We start from the raw sequence: 13,996 nt of genomic DNA on the forward strand, positions 1-13,996 counted from the left end.
TCTACATTTACCTGCAAAAACCTTCTTTTCTCTGCAAATTCGAACAAAAATCGCCAAATTCTTTTCAAATTTCTTGTAAGATTGTAACCTCTTCACATCCAAATTTATGCTAAAATGGTACGAGCTATATGCTAATAACGATGCGAAGGTGATAATGTATATGAAGAAAATCTTGTCTATTTTACTAGCGTCTCTATTGTCATTTTATTCCTTAGGAGTAACAACATCCCATGCGGAAGAAAAAATACATATAGAGGCAGCTGCTGCACTTCTATTTGATGCAGATACAGGAAAAATACTGCATGAACAAAATCCAGATGAATTACTAGCTATCGCTAGTATGTCAAAATTAATTGTTGTTTATGCCGTATTAGAAGCAATTAAAGAAGGAAAAATCACTTGGGATACGAAAGTAAATATTTCTGATTACGCTTATGAAGTTTCACGTAATAATGAATTCTCTAACGTACCGTTCGAAAAGGGACGCCAATATACTGTAAGAGAATTATATCATTCTATCGTTATCTTCTCTGCGAATGGATCTAGTATTGCTTTAGCAGAATTACTTGCAGGAAGTGAACAGAACTTCTTAAATCTTGCAAATGAACATGCGAAAAAACTAGGGTTAAAGAAATATAAATTTGTAAACGCTACTGGGTTAAACAACGCTGACTTAAAAGGAAAACATCCTGAAGGAACTGATCCGAATGGAGAAAACTCCATGTCAGCCCGCGATATGGGTATTCTTTCAAAAACAATTATTATAAAGTATCCAGAAATGCTAGAGGATACAAAACAAAGATTTAGAAACTTCCCAGATAATCATCCGAAACCAATTCGTATGGAAAATTGGAACTGGATGTTACCAGGTGCTGCTTTCTCTTATGAAGGAGCAGATGGTTTAAAAACAGGAAGTTCTGATACCGCTGGATATGGATTCACTATTACAGCAAAACGCGGTGATTTACGTCTTATTTCTGTTATTATTAAAACGAAATCAATGGACGAACGTTTCACAGAATCTCGCGCATTAATTGAATATGGATTTAATAACTTCGAAAAACAGAAATTAAAAGTAGATAAAAATAACAAAATTTCTGTAGTAAAAGGAAAAGAAGACTACGTAACAGTTGCACCAGAAAAAGAAGTGACAGTAGTTACTGCAAAAGGTAGCAAACCATCTTACAAAATTTCAGCTGAAGTAGATAAATCGCTTGCTGAAGATGGACATTTAGTTGCTCCTATTAAGAAAGATGTAAAAGTAGGTTCAATCGTTTTAGAATCAACTGATAAATACGGTTTCTTAGACGGAAATAAAAGTATGAAAGTTGCTGCAAAAACGACAGAAGAAGTAGAAAAAGCAAATTGGTTCGTGTTAACAATGCGCTCCGTTGGTGATTTCTTCTCAAACTTATGGTCTAAAGTATTTTAATGATAAAAAAAGCTAGCCCACGCTAGCTTTTTTCTTTTCCTCTCAAAATGTAAAACTTTGCTTGGTTGTCATATCTGAGTCCTTTTTCTCATACGTATGAACTAGTAATTGTTCCACACTTCATCTAGAAAAAACCTCTTTCCGAAGGGTATTCCAAAAAGAGAGGTGACACATAATGGGTGTTATCGCGCATACAGAAGAAGATGTAAAGTTATTAGCTAGACTCATGCGTGCCGAAGCTGAAGGAGAAGGTCAACAAGGCATGCTAATGGTTGGAAATGTCGGTGTAAATCGTGTCCGCGGAAATTGTTTGGATTTTAAAAAAGTACGGAACTTACGTCAGATGGTTTATCAAAATCCTGGTGGTTTTGAAGCTACTCAAAAAGGGTACTTTTATCAACGAGCACGAGAACAAGACATTGCCTTAGCAAGGCGTACCATTCAAGGACAACGTTTTTGGCCTGCAAATTTCGCTTTATGGTTTTTCAGACCTGAAGGTCCTTGCCCACCAACTTGGTATGACCAACAAAACTCTGGACGTTTTAAAAAGCACTGCTTCTTCCAACCATCCGGTGAGGATTGTCCAAGCGTATATTAAGGAATGAAAATGAGGAGGGATTTTTGAATGGCACAGCAACAAAATCCATACTATGGAACAGGTTTTTATCAACCATCTGGAACTTATGTACAACCGCAACAGATGAACCCACAACAGCAGCAACAGCAGCAACAGCAACAAGCAATGCAACAACAAGCTGCTCAGGCTCAATTGGCAGTTTCTCAAGGTATGTTGCCACTAGAGCAATCGTATATTGAAAATATCCTTCGTTTAAATAAGGGTAAGCCAGCTACAGTTGTAATGACTTATGAACGTGGTAGCTCGCTCGGTACACAATCTTATACAGGGATTATCGAGGCAGCTGGCCGTGACCATATCGTTATTAGTGAGCCGAAATCTGGAAAGCGCTTTTTACTACTAATGATTTATTTAGATTATGTAGAATTCCCAGGAGAAATTACGTATTTACCTGGTCAACAAGCGACTTATGCTCCAAGACCATAAAAAAAAGCTGGCAAATGCCAGCTTTTGTTTTTTATAACCCTTTTACAACTGCAGTTCCGACTAAAATCCACGCCACAATAAACGCCACACCACCAAGAGGTGTAATTGGGCCAAAGAATTTAATACCTGTTGTACTTAATGCATAAAGACTGCCTGAGAACATAATAATCCCAGCTACCATAAGCCAACCTGCAGTGCTTAAAAGTGATGATTGCATTTTGTCCATTAATAGAGCAACTACAAATAAGCCACCTGCATGAAACATTTGATATGTAACGCCCGTCTTCCACACTTCTAACATTTTTGCAGAAATTTTATTTTCTAAACCATGTGCTCCAAAAGCCCCTAATGCAACAGATAGCCCCGCTGCAATACAACCTAGTAAAAAGAAAATTTTCATCTTAATTCCCCTTTTTATTTTTATCATAAGCAATTTTCACATATAATCCAAACGATTTAATCCTTAAAAATCAAATAAAGAATTACCATTTGCACCTTCTTCTTTTATATACACAGGTTCTCCAGAAACTGGCATAACCGGTTGAACTGTCGTTATAGGCTGGGATCCGATTACTTGTGATTGAACTTGTGGTTCTCTATACGTAGCAGGCTCAACTTGTTCATCTAATAATAAATCACATAATGCACGCACAACTAATAAATGCTCTTTTGATTTTTGTCCTTCACTACTTTTTGCCTTTGCAATTTCACTCGCCATTTTATTTAAAACCTTATCGCTAGATACTTGCATTCCTTGTCACCTCTTACTTTGTAGTTCTTTCTCAAATTGCCCCAGTTTCTCTACTGAACCAAATACTATTATCATATCATGTTCTTGCAGTTTTTCCTGCCCCGTTGGATTATGGATAATATCCCCATCTCTTAAAATCGCCAAAATCGTTACATCAAATTGATTTCTCACATCACTCTCTATTAACGATTTACTGGCTAAGATAGAACCTTTTCCAACTTGAATCTCTTCAATTACAAATGATTGCTCTATTCCATACAACACTGTATCAATATAATGAACTGTCAACGGATTCGCAATACCTTTCGCTATATGAATTCCCGCCATACTAGATGGATTAACAACCTTATTTGCACCAGCGCGTCGTAATTTCTCTTCTGTTTCTGGCTTTTCAGCTCTTGCTAAAATTTTAATTGCATCGTTCAGTCCTCGTGCGGTTAACGTAATAAATACATTTTCAGCATCGTTTGCTACAATGGCAACTAGACCAGCCGCCCTTGAGATTCCAGCATTATGTAATACTTGGTCTTCAGTTGCATCTCCATGTACATATAAAAGTTTTTCCTGCTCCAATATACTTTCATCTTTATCCACAACTACAAATGGAATTTTCTTTTCCTGTAATTCATGTACAACTTGAAGCCCTACTCTACCGCAACCACATACTATAATATGATTTTGTAACTGTGCTATTTGTTTATCCATCTTCTTCCTCCGCACTGCATGAAATAAATTCCCCTCAATGATCATAGCTGCCACTACCCCCATTGCATACGTAACGATCCCGACACCAACAGGTATAATAAGGAGCGCAAAAAGTTTCCCTGCCTGTGTTACAGGCACTACATCACCATATCCGACCGTTAATACAGTAATCATCGTCATCCAAAATGCTTGAAACAAGCTAATCTCTTCAATTGTCATAAATCCTAGCGTCCCTAGAATTACAACAAATGTCATACATATAACTGCTATCCATAATTGCTTACGTGCATTCATATTATATTTCAACTCTTTTCTCTATCTACAATCTTTGCCAAAGGAAATGAAATACCTATATACTAGAAACGGAATCTATGAAAGAGGTTGATATAATGAAGCTATTTCTTTCTGCCTTACAATGGGCACTATTTATTTTAGCTGGGAGTCTTATTGTACCAATTAGTGTCGCAACTAGTTACGGCCTTGATGGCACTGAAGCTATCGCGTTTGTACAAAGAACATTATTTGTTCTCGGTTTTGCCGGCCTACTGCAAGCTATATTTGGGCATAAACTTCCTATTCAAGAAGGTCCCGCAGGCCTTTGGTGGGGAATTTTCTCCCTGTATGCAAGTTTAGGCGTCGTACTATTTGGATCAAGCAATGAAACACTTAAGGTCCTTCAGTACGCTTTCCTACTAAGCGGAATTATTTGTATTATTCTTAGTGTTTTTGGACTTATCGATAAACTAGTTCGCTACTTTACACCTACAGTAATTGGAACGTATTTATTCCTTCTTGTCGCACAACTTAGTGGCTCCTTCTTAAAAGGGATGTTTGGCCTTGATGGACAACATACAGAAGTACAGCCACAGGTATTTATTCTTTCACTCATTGTTATTTTACTATCTTTTTTCATTATGAAGCTACCTATTATTGGACAATATTCCGTTCTTTTCAGTATCGTCTGCGGCTGGATATTATTCGCGTGCTTCGGATTATCTAATCCAGTAACACCTGTGACAGATATAATTCGTCTTCCATCTCTATTTGTTTTCGGAATGCCTCGCATTGAATGGAACATGGCAATTACGGTAGTTTTCGTCACACTATTACTTCTAACAAATATGTTAGCAAGTATTCGTGTTGTACAAAAGGTTGTTTCTAAGTATGAAGAAGATGCCGCCCCAGATCGCTTCAAACAAGCTGGCATTATAACAGGAATAAATCAATTACTAGGCGGCCTATTTTCAGCCATTGGTCCTGTTGCCATTTCTGGATCCGCAGGATTTATTGCAACGACAAATATTTATAAGCGCCTTCCATTTATATTAGGGTCAAGCTTTATTATTTTCGTTAGTATATTCCCAAAGATTACTTCATTTTTTGCAGCAATCCCCGTCGCAGTTGGATATGCTGCTATTTATCCTGTATTCGCAAGCATGATTGGTCTCGCTTTTCGTGAATACGACACTGTACAAAATAAAGAACGATTATTTAAAGTAGCAGGTCTTTCAATTTTTACAGGAGTTGGAGTTATGTTCATTCCAGCAGGAGCGTTTTCTACGTTACCACCATTTCTAGCATCCTTTTTGAGTAACGGTCTCGTTCTTGGATCTGTAATGGCTATTTTGCTGGAAATACTATTTTCTCGTTCAAACGAAAAACAACTATCGTAAATTGGAAAACTTCCATTATTGCACTCTACCTTTAGAGTTGTTACGATAATGATAAATTATCATGGGCAACACGCTCATGATAATTTATACTAACAATGCAGAACTTCTCCTAATTTCATGTAAAGAGGTTCGATGTCTTACTATATATTCCCCAATATCTTCATAAAAATTTATTTCTATTCCAACAAAGAAAGGAATTTTCTATATGACTTATAAAATGATTGTTTTAGATTTAGATGATACTTTATTACGCGATGACCATACAATTTCACCTCGTACGAAAGAGGCTTTAATGACCGCACAAGAGCAAGGAGTTAAAGTTGTACTTGCTTCTGGACGTCCAACGTTTGGTATGCGCAATGTTGCAAAAGAACTTCGTTTAGAAGAATACGGCAGTTTCATTCTATCCTTTAACGGCGCAAAAATTATTAACTGTAAAACAAATGAGGAGATTTTCAGTAGTACACTATCTCCTGAAATCGTTCACAACCTATTTGAAATTAGTAAAACTGAAGATGTATGGATTCATACTTATATTGGCGATGATATCGTAACAGAAGAAAATAATCCGTATACTGAAATTGAGGGCGAAATTACTGGTATGCCAATTATTGAAGTTGATAATTTCAAGGCTGCTGTTAAAGAGCCTGTAGTAAAAGTATTAATGAATAAAGAAGCTGAACGCCTTGTTGAAGTAGAAAAGAAACTACAAAAACAACTAGAAGGCCAATTAAGCGTTATGCGCTCTAAACCATTCTTCTTAGAATTCACTGAATATGGTGTTACAAAAGGAACGAGCTTAAACCAATTAATTCAAAAACTTGGTATTAAACGCGAAGAAGTTATCGCAATGGGTGATAGCTATAATGACCAATCGATGATTGAATTCGCTGGTCTTGGTGTTGCAATGGGCAATGCACCAGATGATATTAAAGAAATTGCAAACTATGTAACAGATACAAATATGAACGATGGCGTTGCTAAAGTTGTAGAGAAATTTGTACTAAAAAGCGAAGCGCTTGTTTAATATTTTCATTCATAAAACCTATTTGAAGTCAAATACTTCAAATAGGTTTTTATTTAAATCACATTGCTTTTGTGACTATATTTTGAACTTTGCACTATTCTCGTAGTGTAAAGTTTCTTTTTGTATATAATGAAACAAAATAGACTGTTTTATTTTGAAAAAGAATACAAATTTACTATATACAAGCATACGTTAAAGGAGGCTACTTCATGTTATCTACACCAATCGGACGATTAAGAGCAATCGGCTTAGTTGAGGGGATTTCTTTCCTATTACTATTATTTGTAGCAATGCCATTAAAATATTTCGCGGGATTTGCCACAGCCGTTAAAATTACAGGTATGGCTCACGGAGTTCTATTTATACTATTTATCTTTGCGGTAATTCAAGTAACAATCGTACACCGTAAATCAATTTTATGGGCACTTGGCGCACTTGCTGCATCAGTTATCCCATTTGGTACTTTCGTACTAGATGCAAAACTAAAAAATGAGCAGTAATAGTAAAAAGGTAGTTAACAATTGTTAGCTACCTTTTTATCGTTTATATATTCGGAATTTGCCAATCGATTTCTCTATCACTCATATTAGCTAAAATCGTATTTACTTTAGAATACGGCTTACTGCCAAAGAAACCACGTCTTGCTGATAGTGGACTTGGATGTACAGATTCAATAATATGGTGATTCGTATTCATAATTAACTTTTTCTTCGCCTGCGCATGGCGTCCCCATAATATGAAAATAACTGGTTTTTCACGTTCATTTAATAGCTCAATTACGCGATCTGTGAAATGCTCCCATCCTTTCCCTTTATGGGAATTCGCCTCACCTTGACGAACTGTTAATACAGTATTTAATAATAATACCCCTTGCTCTGTCCACTTTATTAAATAGCCGTTATTCGGAATTTCATAACCATATTCATCTCGCAGTTCTTTATACATATTTAACAATGATGGTGGTGTTTTCACACCCGGTTGTACAGAAAAGCTTAAACCATGTGCTTGATTCGGTCCATGATATGGGTCTTGTCCTAAAATAACGACCTTTGTATTTTCATAACTTGTATACTGAAGAGCGCTAAAAATATCTTCTTTCTTTGGATAAATCACATGCTCCTCATACTCTTCTTTTAAAAAATCAGCTAAAGCTTGATAGTATTCTTTCTCAAATTCTGGCCCCAGTAATGGTCCCCAATCATTCTGCAAAATGTTTTCCATGCCTTCACTTCCTATCCACTTAATTCACCATATCTTGCTTTGTAAATACTACAAATGAAATGATAAGGGAAACGACTGCCCAAACAGTTAAATTTATTAACGAAAACCCCATCGACAATCCTTGTAATGCAGGCAATTTCCCTGATAAATAATCCGTTAACGATAAGTTGACACTAAAAATGTATTTCGCACCTTCCCAAGACGTTGCAAAAGAACTTAAAATACCGCCAGCAATTAATGCAGCTAACATAACTCCCATACCAGCTGGTGTATTTCGAATTAAAACAGAAACCATAAACGATATAGTTCCTACAACAATGGCAACAAACCAAGCTAATCCGTACGCCATTAAAATATATTGCCACTGCGGAATAAGATGTACAAAGTTCGTATTTAATGTCTCCTTATCAATGACGAATCCTGTTAAAACAGGCAAGTTCCATCCCGAGTATCCAAATACAAGCCCCGATAATCCGTAAGCAAACACACCGACAAGAAGCAATATGAGCGAAATGAAAAATAGCATCGTCACATATTTACTAAGGAGTATTTTCCAGCGCCGAATCGGCCTCGTCAGAAGCATTTTCATCGTACCATCGCTTCGCTCTCCTGAAACGATATCAATGGCGACAATCATAACGAGCAATGGAATAAATAACGTTATTCCTTGTTCAATAAACGCCCTCACAAATGTTGGTGCCCCTGGCGCAGTCGGATTAATATTATGATCTAAATAATATTGTTGCTGTTCCACCCTTACTTTTAGCCAATCACGCCACTCTTCTGGCAATCTAGAATTGTTCAAGCGGTTCTGCGAATCAACAATCTGTTGCTGTAATGATATTTTCCAATCGGTCGTACCAAGCCTTTTCTGCGTCGTTTCTATTTCACGATACTGAGCATACACAAAAAGCGGAATCAAGATTGCTAAAATTAGCATGACAACAACAATCCGTTTCTTACGATAAATCTTTTCTGATTCATTTAAAACTAGATTCGCAAATTCACGCATGTTGCTCACCCCTTGTAAGTTCAATAAATAAATCTTCTAGCGTAAATACAAGCTCTTTGACGCTATGTACATCTATTCCGTTTTCTACAAAGTGCTTATTCCAAACACTAATAGACGCAACATCCATACGACATAGTAAACGCTCATCTTCTATACTAACTTCCTCTATCCCTTCAGCAGCGTCTAACATGTCTTTCGCTTTGGAAATTGGTGTAACGACCCATTCCACACGATCACTCGCTGTTTTGATCAACTCTTCAATAGGTGCAACTGTTATCATTTTCCCTTTATGAATAATAGCAACACGGTCGCATATCATTTGCACTTCGCTTAATAAGTGACTCGAAATAAATACACTCATATTTTCTTCTTTTACAAGCTTATGTATAAATTCTCGCAGTTCCCTAATCCCAGCTGGATCTAAACCATTCGTCGGTTCATCTAATATGAGCAATTTAGGGTTTCCAAGAAGCGCCTGTGCAATTCCGAGACGCTGCTTCATACCAAGGGAATATGTTTTTACCTTATCGTGAATACGCTCATCTAAATGAACCATTTTTGCAATTTCAATAATACGTTCATCTGATATATCACCAAGCATGCGCGCAAATTGCTTTAAGTTTTCCCATCCCGTTAAATATGTATAAAGCTCTGGGTTTTCAACGATACTTCCAATTTGACGCATCGCTTCTCTGAAATTTTCCTTAATAGAATAACCACCAATAGAAATAGTACCTTCTGTCGCTTTAATCAGTCCGACTAACATTCGAATTGTTGTCGTTTTCCCAGCTCCGTTTGGTCCTAAAAAGCCAAACACTTCTCCTTGTTTTACATCAAATGAAATGTCTTCTACAAGTGTCTTCTTTCCAATTACCTTCTTCACGTCTCGTACGGAAAGTATCATCGTCATTTTATCCCTCCTTGTTCTAGTTTTAGTTTACTTACGACGTTTTGGACTAATCGCTCTGCCATATATGTGTAGCCTACTTCATTCGGATGAAAATGATCGGAGTATAATAAATCTTTACCGCGGTTTTGGAATAAATCAAATGTCGGTGTAATATACACATTTTTATCATTTAATGCTAACTTCTCTAAAGATGCATTCCAGTCTACAACAATGTTTGAAGACCCTTTTAAATCTTCTACATCCTCAAAAGGATTGTATAAACCTAGCCAAAAAATAGGACTATCTGTGTTTAATTTACGAATTTCTTCTATAATTTTCTTTGCTTCATTTTGAAACGTTCCCGTATCAGGACGATACGTCTCTAAATCTATCTTTCCGAGCGATTCCCATCCTGGGAACAAATCATTTCCTCCAATTGTTAAAACAATTACATCTGCTTGCTTAATTGAATATTGAGCTCCGCTGCTTTCAATTTGTTTTAATAAATCGGGCATTTTCGCACCACTAACTGCCAAATTGGTTAGTGCCACTTTTTGTTTATAATCTTTTTGTAAATCTTCTTTCATTCGTCCAATATAGCCAATTCCTTCTTTATCACCAACGCCGCGCGTTAACGAATCGCCTAAACTAACTATTTGTAACGTTCCCGTTTTCTTTTTCTCTTTTGCCACTACGTCAGTCTTCGTAATTAATTTTGAAGCTTTCGGATTTAATACATCATTCACACCCGAAACAAAACCGTATGCAAATAAACAGAAAGACGCAATTGTAATGAGTAGAATTACTTTTACTAATTTTGATTTCATATCAAAACCCCTTTTAGCCCCTATAGATTGTCCATAATTATACCAAACGAATTTTCGAAAAGCGATTCTCGCACCTTCTCTATTATGTCGTTTCCCTATCTACCAAATTTGGTAATAACTCTACATGTTTCACCTCTATTTCCTCATCATTAATCTTTTCATATAATAATTCAAATGCCTTTACACCAACATTTTTACTAGAATGCGAAATCGTCGTAATACCTAATATATCTGCCACCTCTTGATCATCACATCCGATAATCGTAATATCCTCTGGGATACGAATTCCTTGTTTTTTCGCCTCCGTTACCATTCCTGCAGCAATATGATTGCAAGATACAAGAAATGCCGTCGATTTTACAGACATACGAGCCCATTCCCTGACTACATTGCGCCCATCTTCCACCGTAAAACATCCTTTAAACTTCCAGACATCTAACGGTGTTACAGCAATCTGTTGAAGTGAATCTTCATAAGCTTGTTTCCTTCTTTGACTATTAATGCTGTTACTTCTTCCAATGCAATATCCGATACGTGTATGACCAGCATCCATTAAGCTTTTCATTCCTTGTGAAAATACCTTGTAGTAATCAATATGTACACTCGAAATGAAATTCGAATCTATTTCCTCACACATCACAATTGGACCAAACTTCGTATACTCTTCAAGTTTTTCCTTACTATTTGTCCGTGAACATATAATTACTCCATCAAGCTTTTTCATTTTTAACATATGTAAAATTTCAAGCTCTTTTTCTTCGCTATAATTTGTCTGGCAAAGCATCATATTATAATTGTTCTTTGCGGTTTCCTTTGATATCCCCCCAATAATGGCACTGTAATATTGATCATTTACGTGCGGTAATAATACGCCAATTACATTCGTTTTTCCTTTCACTAAATGAATCGCATTCACATTTTGCGTATAATTCAATTCTTCTATAATCGCTAAAATTTCTTTTCGTTTCTGTTCATTCACGTACGGATGATTATTGAGTACACGTGAAACAGTTGAAACCGATACCCCAGCAAGTTCAGCAATCTTTCTTATATTAGTCATCTCATTTTCCCCTTCTCGCAAAAATTCTCCCTTGACCTGGTAAGCTTTCCACAATATATTCTTTCCTAGCAAATACATTTTGAAAGGATATACAACTATGCTTCGATTCAAATTAAAATATATATTTTTTATTGGCGGTCTACTCATTCTCGCCCTCGGTATTAATATGATGACGACAATTACTTCCTTTGGACTTAGCCCTTATGATTCCTTCTTTATTGCACTATATCAAAATTTCGGGATAAGTATTGGTTTTTGGATTTTCATGATTAACTTTGTTTTTACCCTGATCGTACTCTTTTGGGACAAAAAACAAATTACAATCGGCACAATTGTCACAATGATTCTTATTTCTCTTTTTGTTGATTGGGTTGGTTCTATTACGACCATTATGGACGCTATCCGCTCTCTTCCAAAATATATAACACTTATTTGCGGCAATCTATTCGTCGGGGCTGGGATCGGTCTTTACGTCTCTACAAACCTTTGCGCGGCACCTCAAGAGGCTTTCGTTTTAACTGTTGCTGAGAAAAAGAAATGGACATTTAGAAGAACAGAAATTTCATTAGCTTTTTTATTTTTAACATTAAGCTTCTTATTAGATGGACCAATCTATTTTGGAACAATTATCTTATCCTTTACAACAGGTTGGATTATTCAAGCATTTATTCAAGTTGGTACGCAGATTTTAAATAGAAAAAAACCTATTAAGCAAGCCGCTTAATAGGGTTTTTCGTTTTATCCCGCTATTTGTGGGCAGTAAAACTCCCACCTCAAAATCCAGCGAATGCAAAGAAGTTAGGTGGGAGATAACTGCCCCTAAATGCCCGATTGGTGAAGGCTAATAATCAGTGGGGGATGGACAAAACCCCCACTGATTAAAGTTTCACTTTATGATAAGAGATACTACTTAGCATCTCCTTCAATTCGATAGTTTGCTTTCACACAATCTATTTCTTCATACGATTGCAATGTATGTAGAATGTACTCATAATCCGCAAGAGAAGCACGATGCGTCACAATTACAATTTCTGCCTTCCCTTTCTCTTCAAGTGGCATTTGAATAATCTTTTCAAAACTAACACCGCGCTCAGAGAACAATGATGTAATTTTTGCAAATACACCAATTTCGTCTTTCACATGAAGTCTTAAAAACTTTTTCACAACAATTTCATCTGGCTCTTTTAGTACCTTTTTATACTGCGGGGATACCGCACTATTTCCGTTTACACCTAGCCTAATATTTTGCATTACAGCAACTAGGTCAGAAACAACAGCTGTCGCTGTCGGTAAGCTTCCTGCACCTGGTCCATAAAACATCGTTTCCCCTACCGCCTCACCATACACATAGACAGCATTATATTCATTTTGCACTGCCGCAAGAGGGTGTGCATTTGGAAGTAAAGTTGGCTCAACTGTGACCTCTAATTTTTCACCATCGCGCTTTGCAAGACCAATTAATTTAATTGTATAGCCTAAGCTCTTACTATATTCAATATCTTCTGCTGTAATAGAAGTAATTCCTTTTACCTTCACATCTCCAAGCTCTACATTTGTAGAGAAACCGAGAGTAGCCAAAATCGTCATTTTTCTTGCCGCATCTAAACCTTCTACATCTGATGTTGGATCTGCTTCTGCAAATCCAAGCTGCTGAGCTTCTTTTAACACGTCGTTATATGCTCTCCCTTCGTCTGACATTTTCGTCAAAATAAAATTTGTCGTTCCATTTACAATTCCCATTACTTTCGTAATAAGATCTGAAGAAAGTCCTTCTACGATGCTTCGTAAAATTGGAATCCCTCCAGCTACACTTGCTTCGTAAAATAAATCAGCCTTGTTATCTTTTGCTACCGCTAAAAGTTCCGCTCCGTGTAACGCCATTAAATCTTTATTTGCAGTCACAACGTGCTTCCCGCCTTTTAAAGCTTGTAAAATATATGATTTTGCATCATCGATCCCGCCCATTACTTCGATGACAACATCAATATTAGGATTATCTAAAATTTCATTCACATCTTGTGTTAATAGAGTAGAGGGTACCTCTATCCCTCTCTCTTTCTCAATGTTTTGCACCAATACTTTCGTTACTTTCACAGGACAACCTACTTGGTGTATAAGTCGTTCTTGATGATCTGTAATAATACGAACTACACCACTACCAACTGTCCCAAGACCTAATAAACCAACTTGAATTTCTTTCATAATACTGTCCACCCCTCAAAAATTGTGTTTAGATGAAATTATATGAGTAAAAAAACTGAAAAACAATATATTTTGAACATTCGGAAAAATAAAGGGTAATTTTTACAAAGAAAACGTTACCACGTGTTACACAA

At 36.5% G+C, this 13,996-nt stretch carries 16 protein-coding genes; 7 read left to right on the forward strand and 9 right to left on the reverse strand.

What is annotated here, in order from left to right; genetic code table 11:
- Positions 1–154 precede the first annotated feature (154 nt).
- From FT637_RS20080 to gerQ, 3 genes are all read left to right on the forward strand, one after another.
- Positions 155–1,432 (forward strand): serine hydrolase, encoded by a 1,278-nt coding sequence (locus tag FT637_RS20080; RefSeq protein ID WP_193647804.1) that lies wholly within the window; start codon positions 155–157, stop codon positions 1,430–1,432.
- A 175-nt stretch (positions 1,433–1,607) separates the two neighbouring features.
- Positions 1,608–2,030 (forward strand): cell wall hydrolase CwlJ, encoded by a 423-nt coding sequence (cwlJ, locus tag FT637_RS20085; protein ID WP_000538152.1) that lies wholly within the window; start codon positions 1,608–1,610, stop codon positions 2,028–2,030.
- A 27-nt stretch (positions 2,031–2,057) separates the two neighbouring features.
- Positions 2,058–2,495 (forward strand): spore coat protein GerQ, encoded by a 438-nt coding sequence (gerQ, locus tag FT637_RS20090; protein WP_193647805.1) that lies wholly within the window; start codon positions 2,058–2,060, stop codon positions 2,493–2,495.
- Positions 2,496–2,526: 31 nt separating this feature from the next.
- Here gerQ and FT637_RS20095 read toward each other — a convergent pair whose 3' ends face one another.
- From FT637_RS20095 to FT637_RS20105, 3 genes are all read right to left on the reverse strand, one after another.
- On the reverse strand, positions 2,527–2,895 hold the full coding sequence (locus FT637_RS20095) for a DUF423 domain-containing protein (RefSeq protein WP_002016371.1): 369 nt from the start codon (positions 2,893–2,895) through the stop codon (positions 2,527–2,529).
- Between the two features lie 63 nt (positions 2,896–2,958).
- Positions 2,959–3,246 (reverse strand): YwdI family protein, encoded by a 288-nt coding sequence (locus FT637_RS20100; RefSeq protein ID WP_193647806.1) that lies wholly within the window; start codon positions 3,244–3,246, stop codon positions 2,959–2,961.
- Between the two features lie 6 nt (positions 3,247–3,252).
- Complete coding sequence (locus FT637_RS20105; protein WP_193647807.1) at positions 3,253–4,245, reverse strand: potassium channel family protein; 993 nt, start codon at positions 4,243–4,245, stop codon at positions 3,253–3,255.
- A gap of 95 nt (positions 4,246–4,340) precedes the next feature.
- On the opposite strand from FT637_RS20105, the gene FT637_RS20110 reads away from it, so the two are divergent.
- From FT637_RS20110 to FT637_RS20120, 3 genes are all read left to right on the forward strand, one after another.
- On the forward strand, positions 4,341–5,624 hold the full coding sequence (locus FT637_RS20110) for a purine/pyrimidine permease (RefSeq protein WP_193647885.1): 1,284 nt from the start codon (positions 4,341–4,343) through the stop codon (positions 5,622–5,624).
- Positions 5,625–5,829: 205 nt separating this feature from the next.
- A complete protein-coding gene (locus FT637_RS20115) occupies positions 5,830–6,651 on the forward strand; it encodes a Cof-type HAD-IIB family hydrolase (protein WP_193647808.1) in 822 nt (273 codons plus the stop codon).
- A 209-nt stretch (positions 6,652–6,860) separates the two neighbouring features.
- On the forward strand, positions 6,861–7,151 hold the full coding sequence (locus FT637_RS20120) for a DUF3817 domain-containing protein (protein WP_071770537.1): 291 nt from the start codon (positions 6,861–6,863) through the stop codon (positions 7,149–7,151).
- 43 nt (positions 7,152–7,194) lie between these two features.
- Here FT637_RS20120 and FT637_RS20125 read toward each other — a convergent pair whose 3' ends face one another.
- From FT637_RS20125 to FT637_RS20145, 5 genes are all read right to left on the reverse strand, one after another.
- Positions 7,195–7,872 (reverse strand): uracil-DNA glycosylase, encoded by a 678-nt coding sequence (locus FT637_RS20125; RefSeq protein WP_193647809.1) that lies wholly within the window; start codon positions 7,870–7,872, stop codon positions 7,195–7,197.
- A gap of 19 nt (positions 7,873–7,891) precedes the next feature.
- Positions 7,892–8,884 carry an ABC transporter permease gene (locus tag FT637_RS20130; RefSeq protein WP_193647810.1) on the reverse strand — a complete coding sequence of 331 codons (993 nt, stop codon included), beginning with the start codon at positions 8,882–8,884 and terminating at the stop codon, positions 7,892–7,894.
- On the reverse strand, positions 8,877–9,794 hold the full coding sequence (locus FT637_RS20135; protein WP_193647811.1) for an ABC transporter ATP-binding protein: 918 nt from the start codon (positions 9,792–9,794) through the stop codon (positions 8,877–8,879). Before FT637_RS20135 ends, FT637_RS20130 begins: the two co-directional genes overlap by 8 nt.
- Positions 9,791–10,600, reverse strand: a complete 810-nt coding sequence (locus FT637_RS20140) for an SGNH/GDSL hydrolase family protein (protein ID WP_193647812.1) — start codon at positions 10,598–10,600, stop codon at positions 9,791–9,793. The genes FT637_RS20135 and FT637_RS20140 overlap by 4 nt, the downstream gene beginning before the upstream one ends.
- Positions 10,601–10,682: 82 nt before the next feature.
- On the reverse strand, positions 10,683–11,660 hold the full coding sequence (locus tag FT637_RS20145; protein WP_193647813.1) for a LacI family DNA-binding transcriptional regulator: 978 nt from the start codon (positions 11,658–11,660) through the stop codon (positions 10,683–10,685).
- A gap of 97 nt (positions 11,661–11,757) precedes the next feature.
- Between FT637_RS20145 and FT637_RS20150 the strand changes: the two genes are divergently transcribed.
- Positions 11,758–12,384, forward strand: coding sequence for a YczE/YyaS/YitT family protein (locus FT637_RS20150; RefSeq protein ID WP_193647814.1), 627 nt, complete (start codon positions 11,758–11,760; stop codon positions 12,382–12,384).
- A gap of 182 nt (positions 12,385–12,566) precedes the next feature.
- Here FT637_RS20150 and FT637_RS20155 read toward each other — a convergent pair whose 3' ends face one another.
- Positions 12,567–13,862 (reverse strand): homoserine dehydrogenase, encoded by a 1,296-nt coding sequence (locus tag FT637_RS20155; protein ID WP_193647815.1) that lies wholly within the window; start codon positions 13,860–13,862, stop codon positions 12,567–12,569.
- Positions 13,863–13,996 lie beyond the last annotated feature (134 nt).

It is taken from the genome of Bacillus cereus (genome assembly GCF_015071065.1).
In the GTDB taxonomy this organism is placed as follows: Bacteria; Bacillota; Bacilli; order Bacillales; family Bacillaceae_G; genus Bacillus_A; species Bacillus_A cereus_BA.

Excerpts from the sequence above, each read along its gene's own strand:
- FT637_RS20080 (WP_193647804.1), top strand. The coding sequence starts at position 155 with ATGTATATGAAGAAAATCTTGTCTATTTTACTAGCGTCTCTATTGTCA.
- cwlJ (WP_000538152.1), top strand. The coding sequence starts at position 1,608 with ATGGGTGTTATCGCGCATACAGAAGAAGATGTAAAGTTATTAGCTAGA.
- gerQ (WP_193647805.1), top strand. The coding sequence starts at position 2,058 with ATGGCACAGCAACAAAATCCATACTATGGAACAGGTTTTTATCAACCA.
- FT637_RS20095 (WP_002016371.1), bottom strand. The coding sequence starts at position 2,895 with ATGAAAATTTTCTTTTTACTAGGTTGTATTGCAGCGGGGCTATCTGTT.
- FT637_RS20100 (WP_193647806.1), bottom strand. The coding sequence starts at position 3,246 with ATGCAAGTATCTAGCGATAAGGTTTTAAATAAAATGGCGAGTGAAATT.
- FT637_RS20105 (WP_193647807.1), bottom strand. The coding sequence starts at position 4,245 with ATGAATGCACGTAAGCAATTATGGATAGCAGTTATATGTATGACATTT.
- FT637_RS20110 (WP_193647885.1), top strand. The coding sequence starts at position 4,341 with ATGAAGCTATTTCTTTCTGCCTTACAATGGGCACTATTTATTTTAGCT.
- FT637_RS20115 (WP_193647808.1), top strand. The coding sequence starts at position 5,830 with ATGACTTATAAAATGATTGTTTTAGATTTAGATGATACTTTATTACGC.
- FT637_RS20120 (WP_071770537.1), top strand. The coding sequence starts at position 6,861 with ATGTTATCTACACCAATCGGACGATTAAGAGCAATCGGCTTAGTTGAG.
- FT637_RS20125 (WP_193647809.1), bottom strand. The coding sequence starts at position 7,872 with ATGGAAAACATTTTGCAGAATGATTGGGGACCATTACTGGGGCCAGAA.
- FT637_RS20130 (WP_193647810.1), bottom strand. The coding sequence starts at position 8,884 with ATGCGTGAATTTGCGAATCTAGTTTTAAATGAATCAGAAAAGATTTAT.
- FT637_RS20135 (WP_193647811.1), bottom strand. The coding sequence starts at position 9,794 with ATGACGATGATACTTTCCGTACGAGACGTGAAGAAGGTAATTGGAAAG.
- FT637_RS20140 (WP_193647812.1), bottom strand. The coding sequence starts at position 10,600 with ATGAAATCAAAATTAGTAAAAGTAATTCTACTCATTACAATTGCGTCT.
- FT637_RS20145 (WP_193647813.1), bottom strand. The coding sequence starts at position 11,660 with ATGACTAATATAAGAAAGATTGCTGAACTTGCTGGGGTATCGGTTTCA.
- FT637_RS20150 (WP_193647814.1), top strand. The coding sequence starts at position 11,758 with ATGCTTCGATTCAAATTAAAATATATATTTTTTATTGGCGGTCTACTC.
- FT637_RS20155 (WP_193647815.1), bottom strand. The coding sequence starts at position 13,862 with ATGAAAGAAATTCAAGTTGGTTTATTAGGTCTTGGGACAGTTGGTAGT.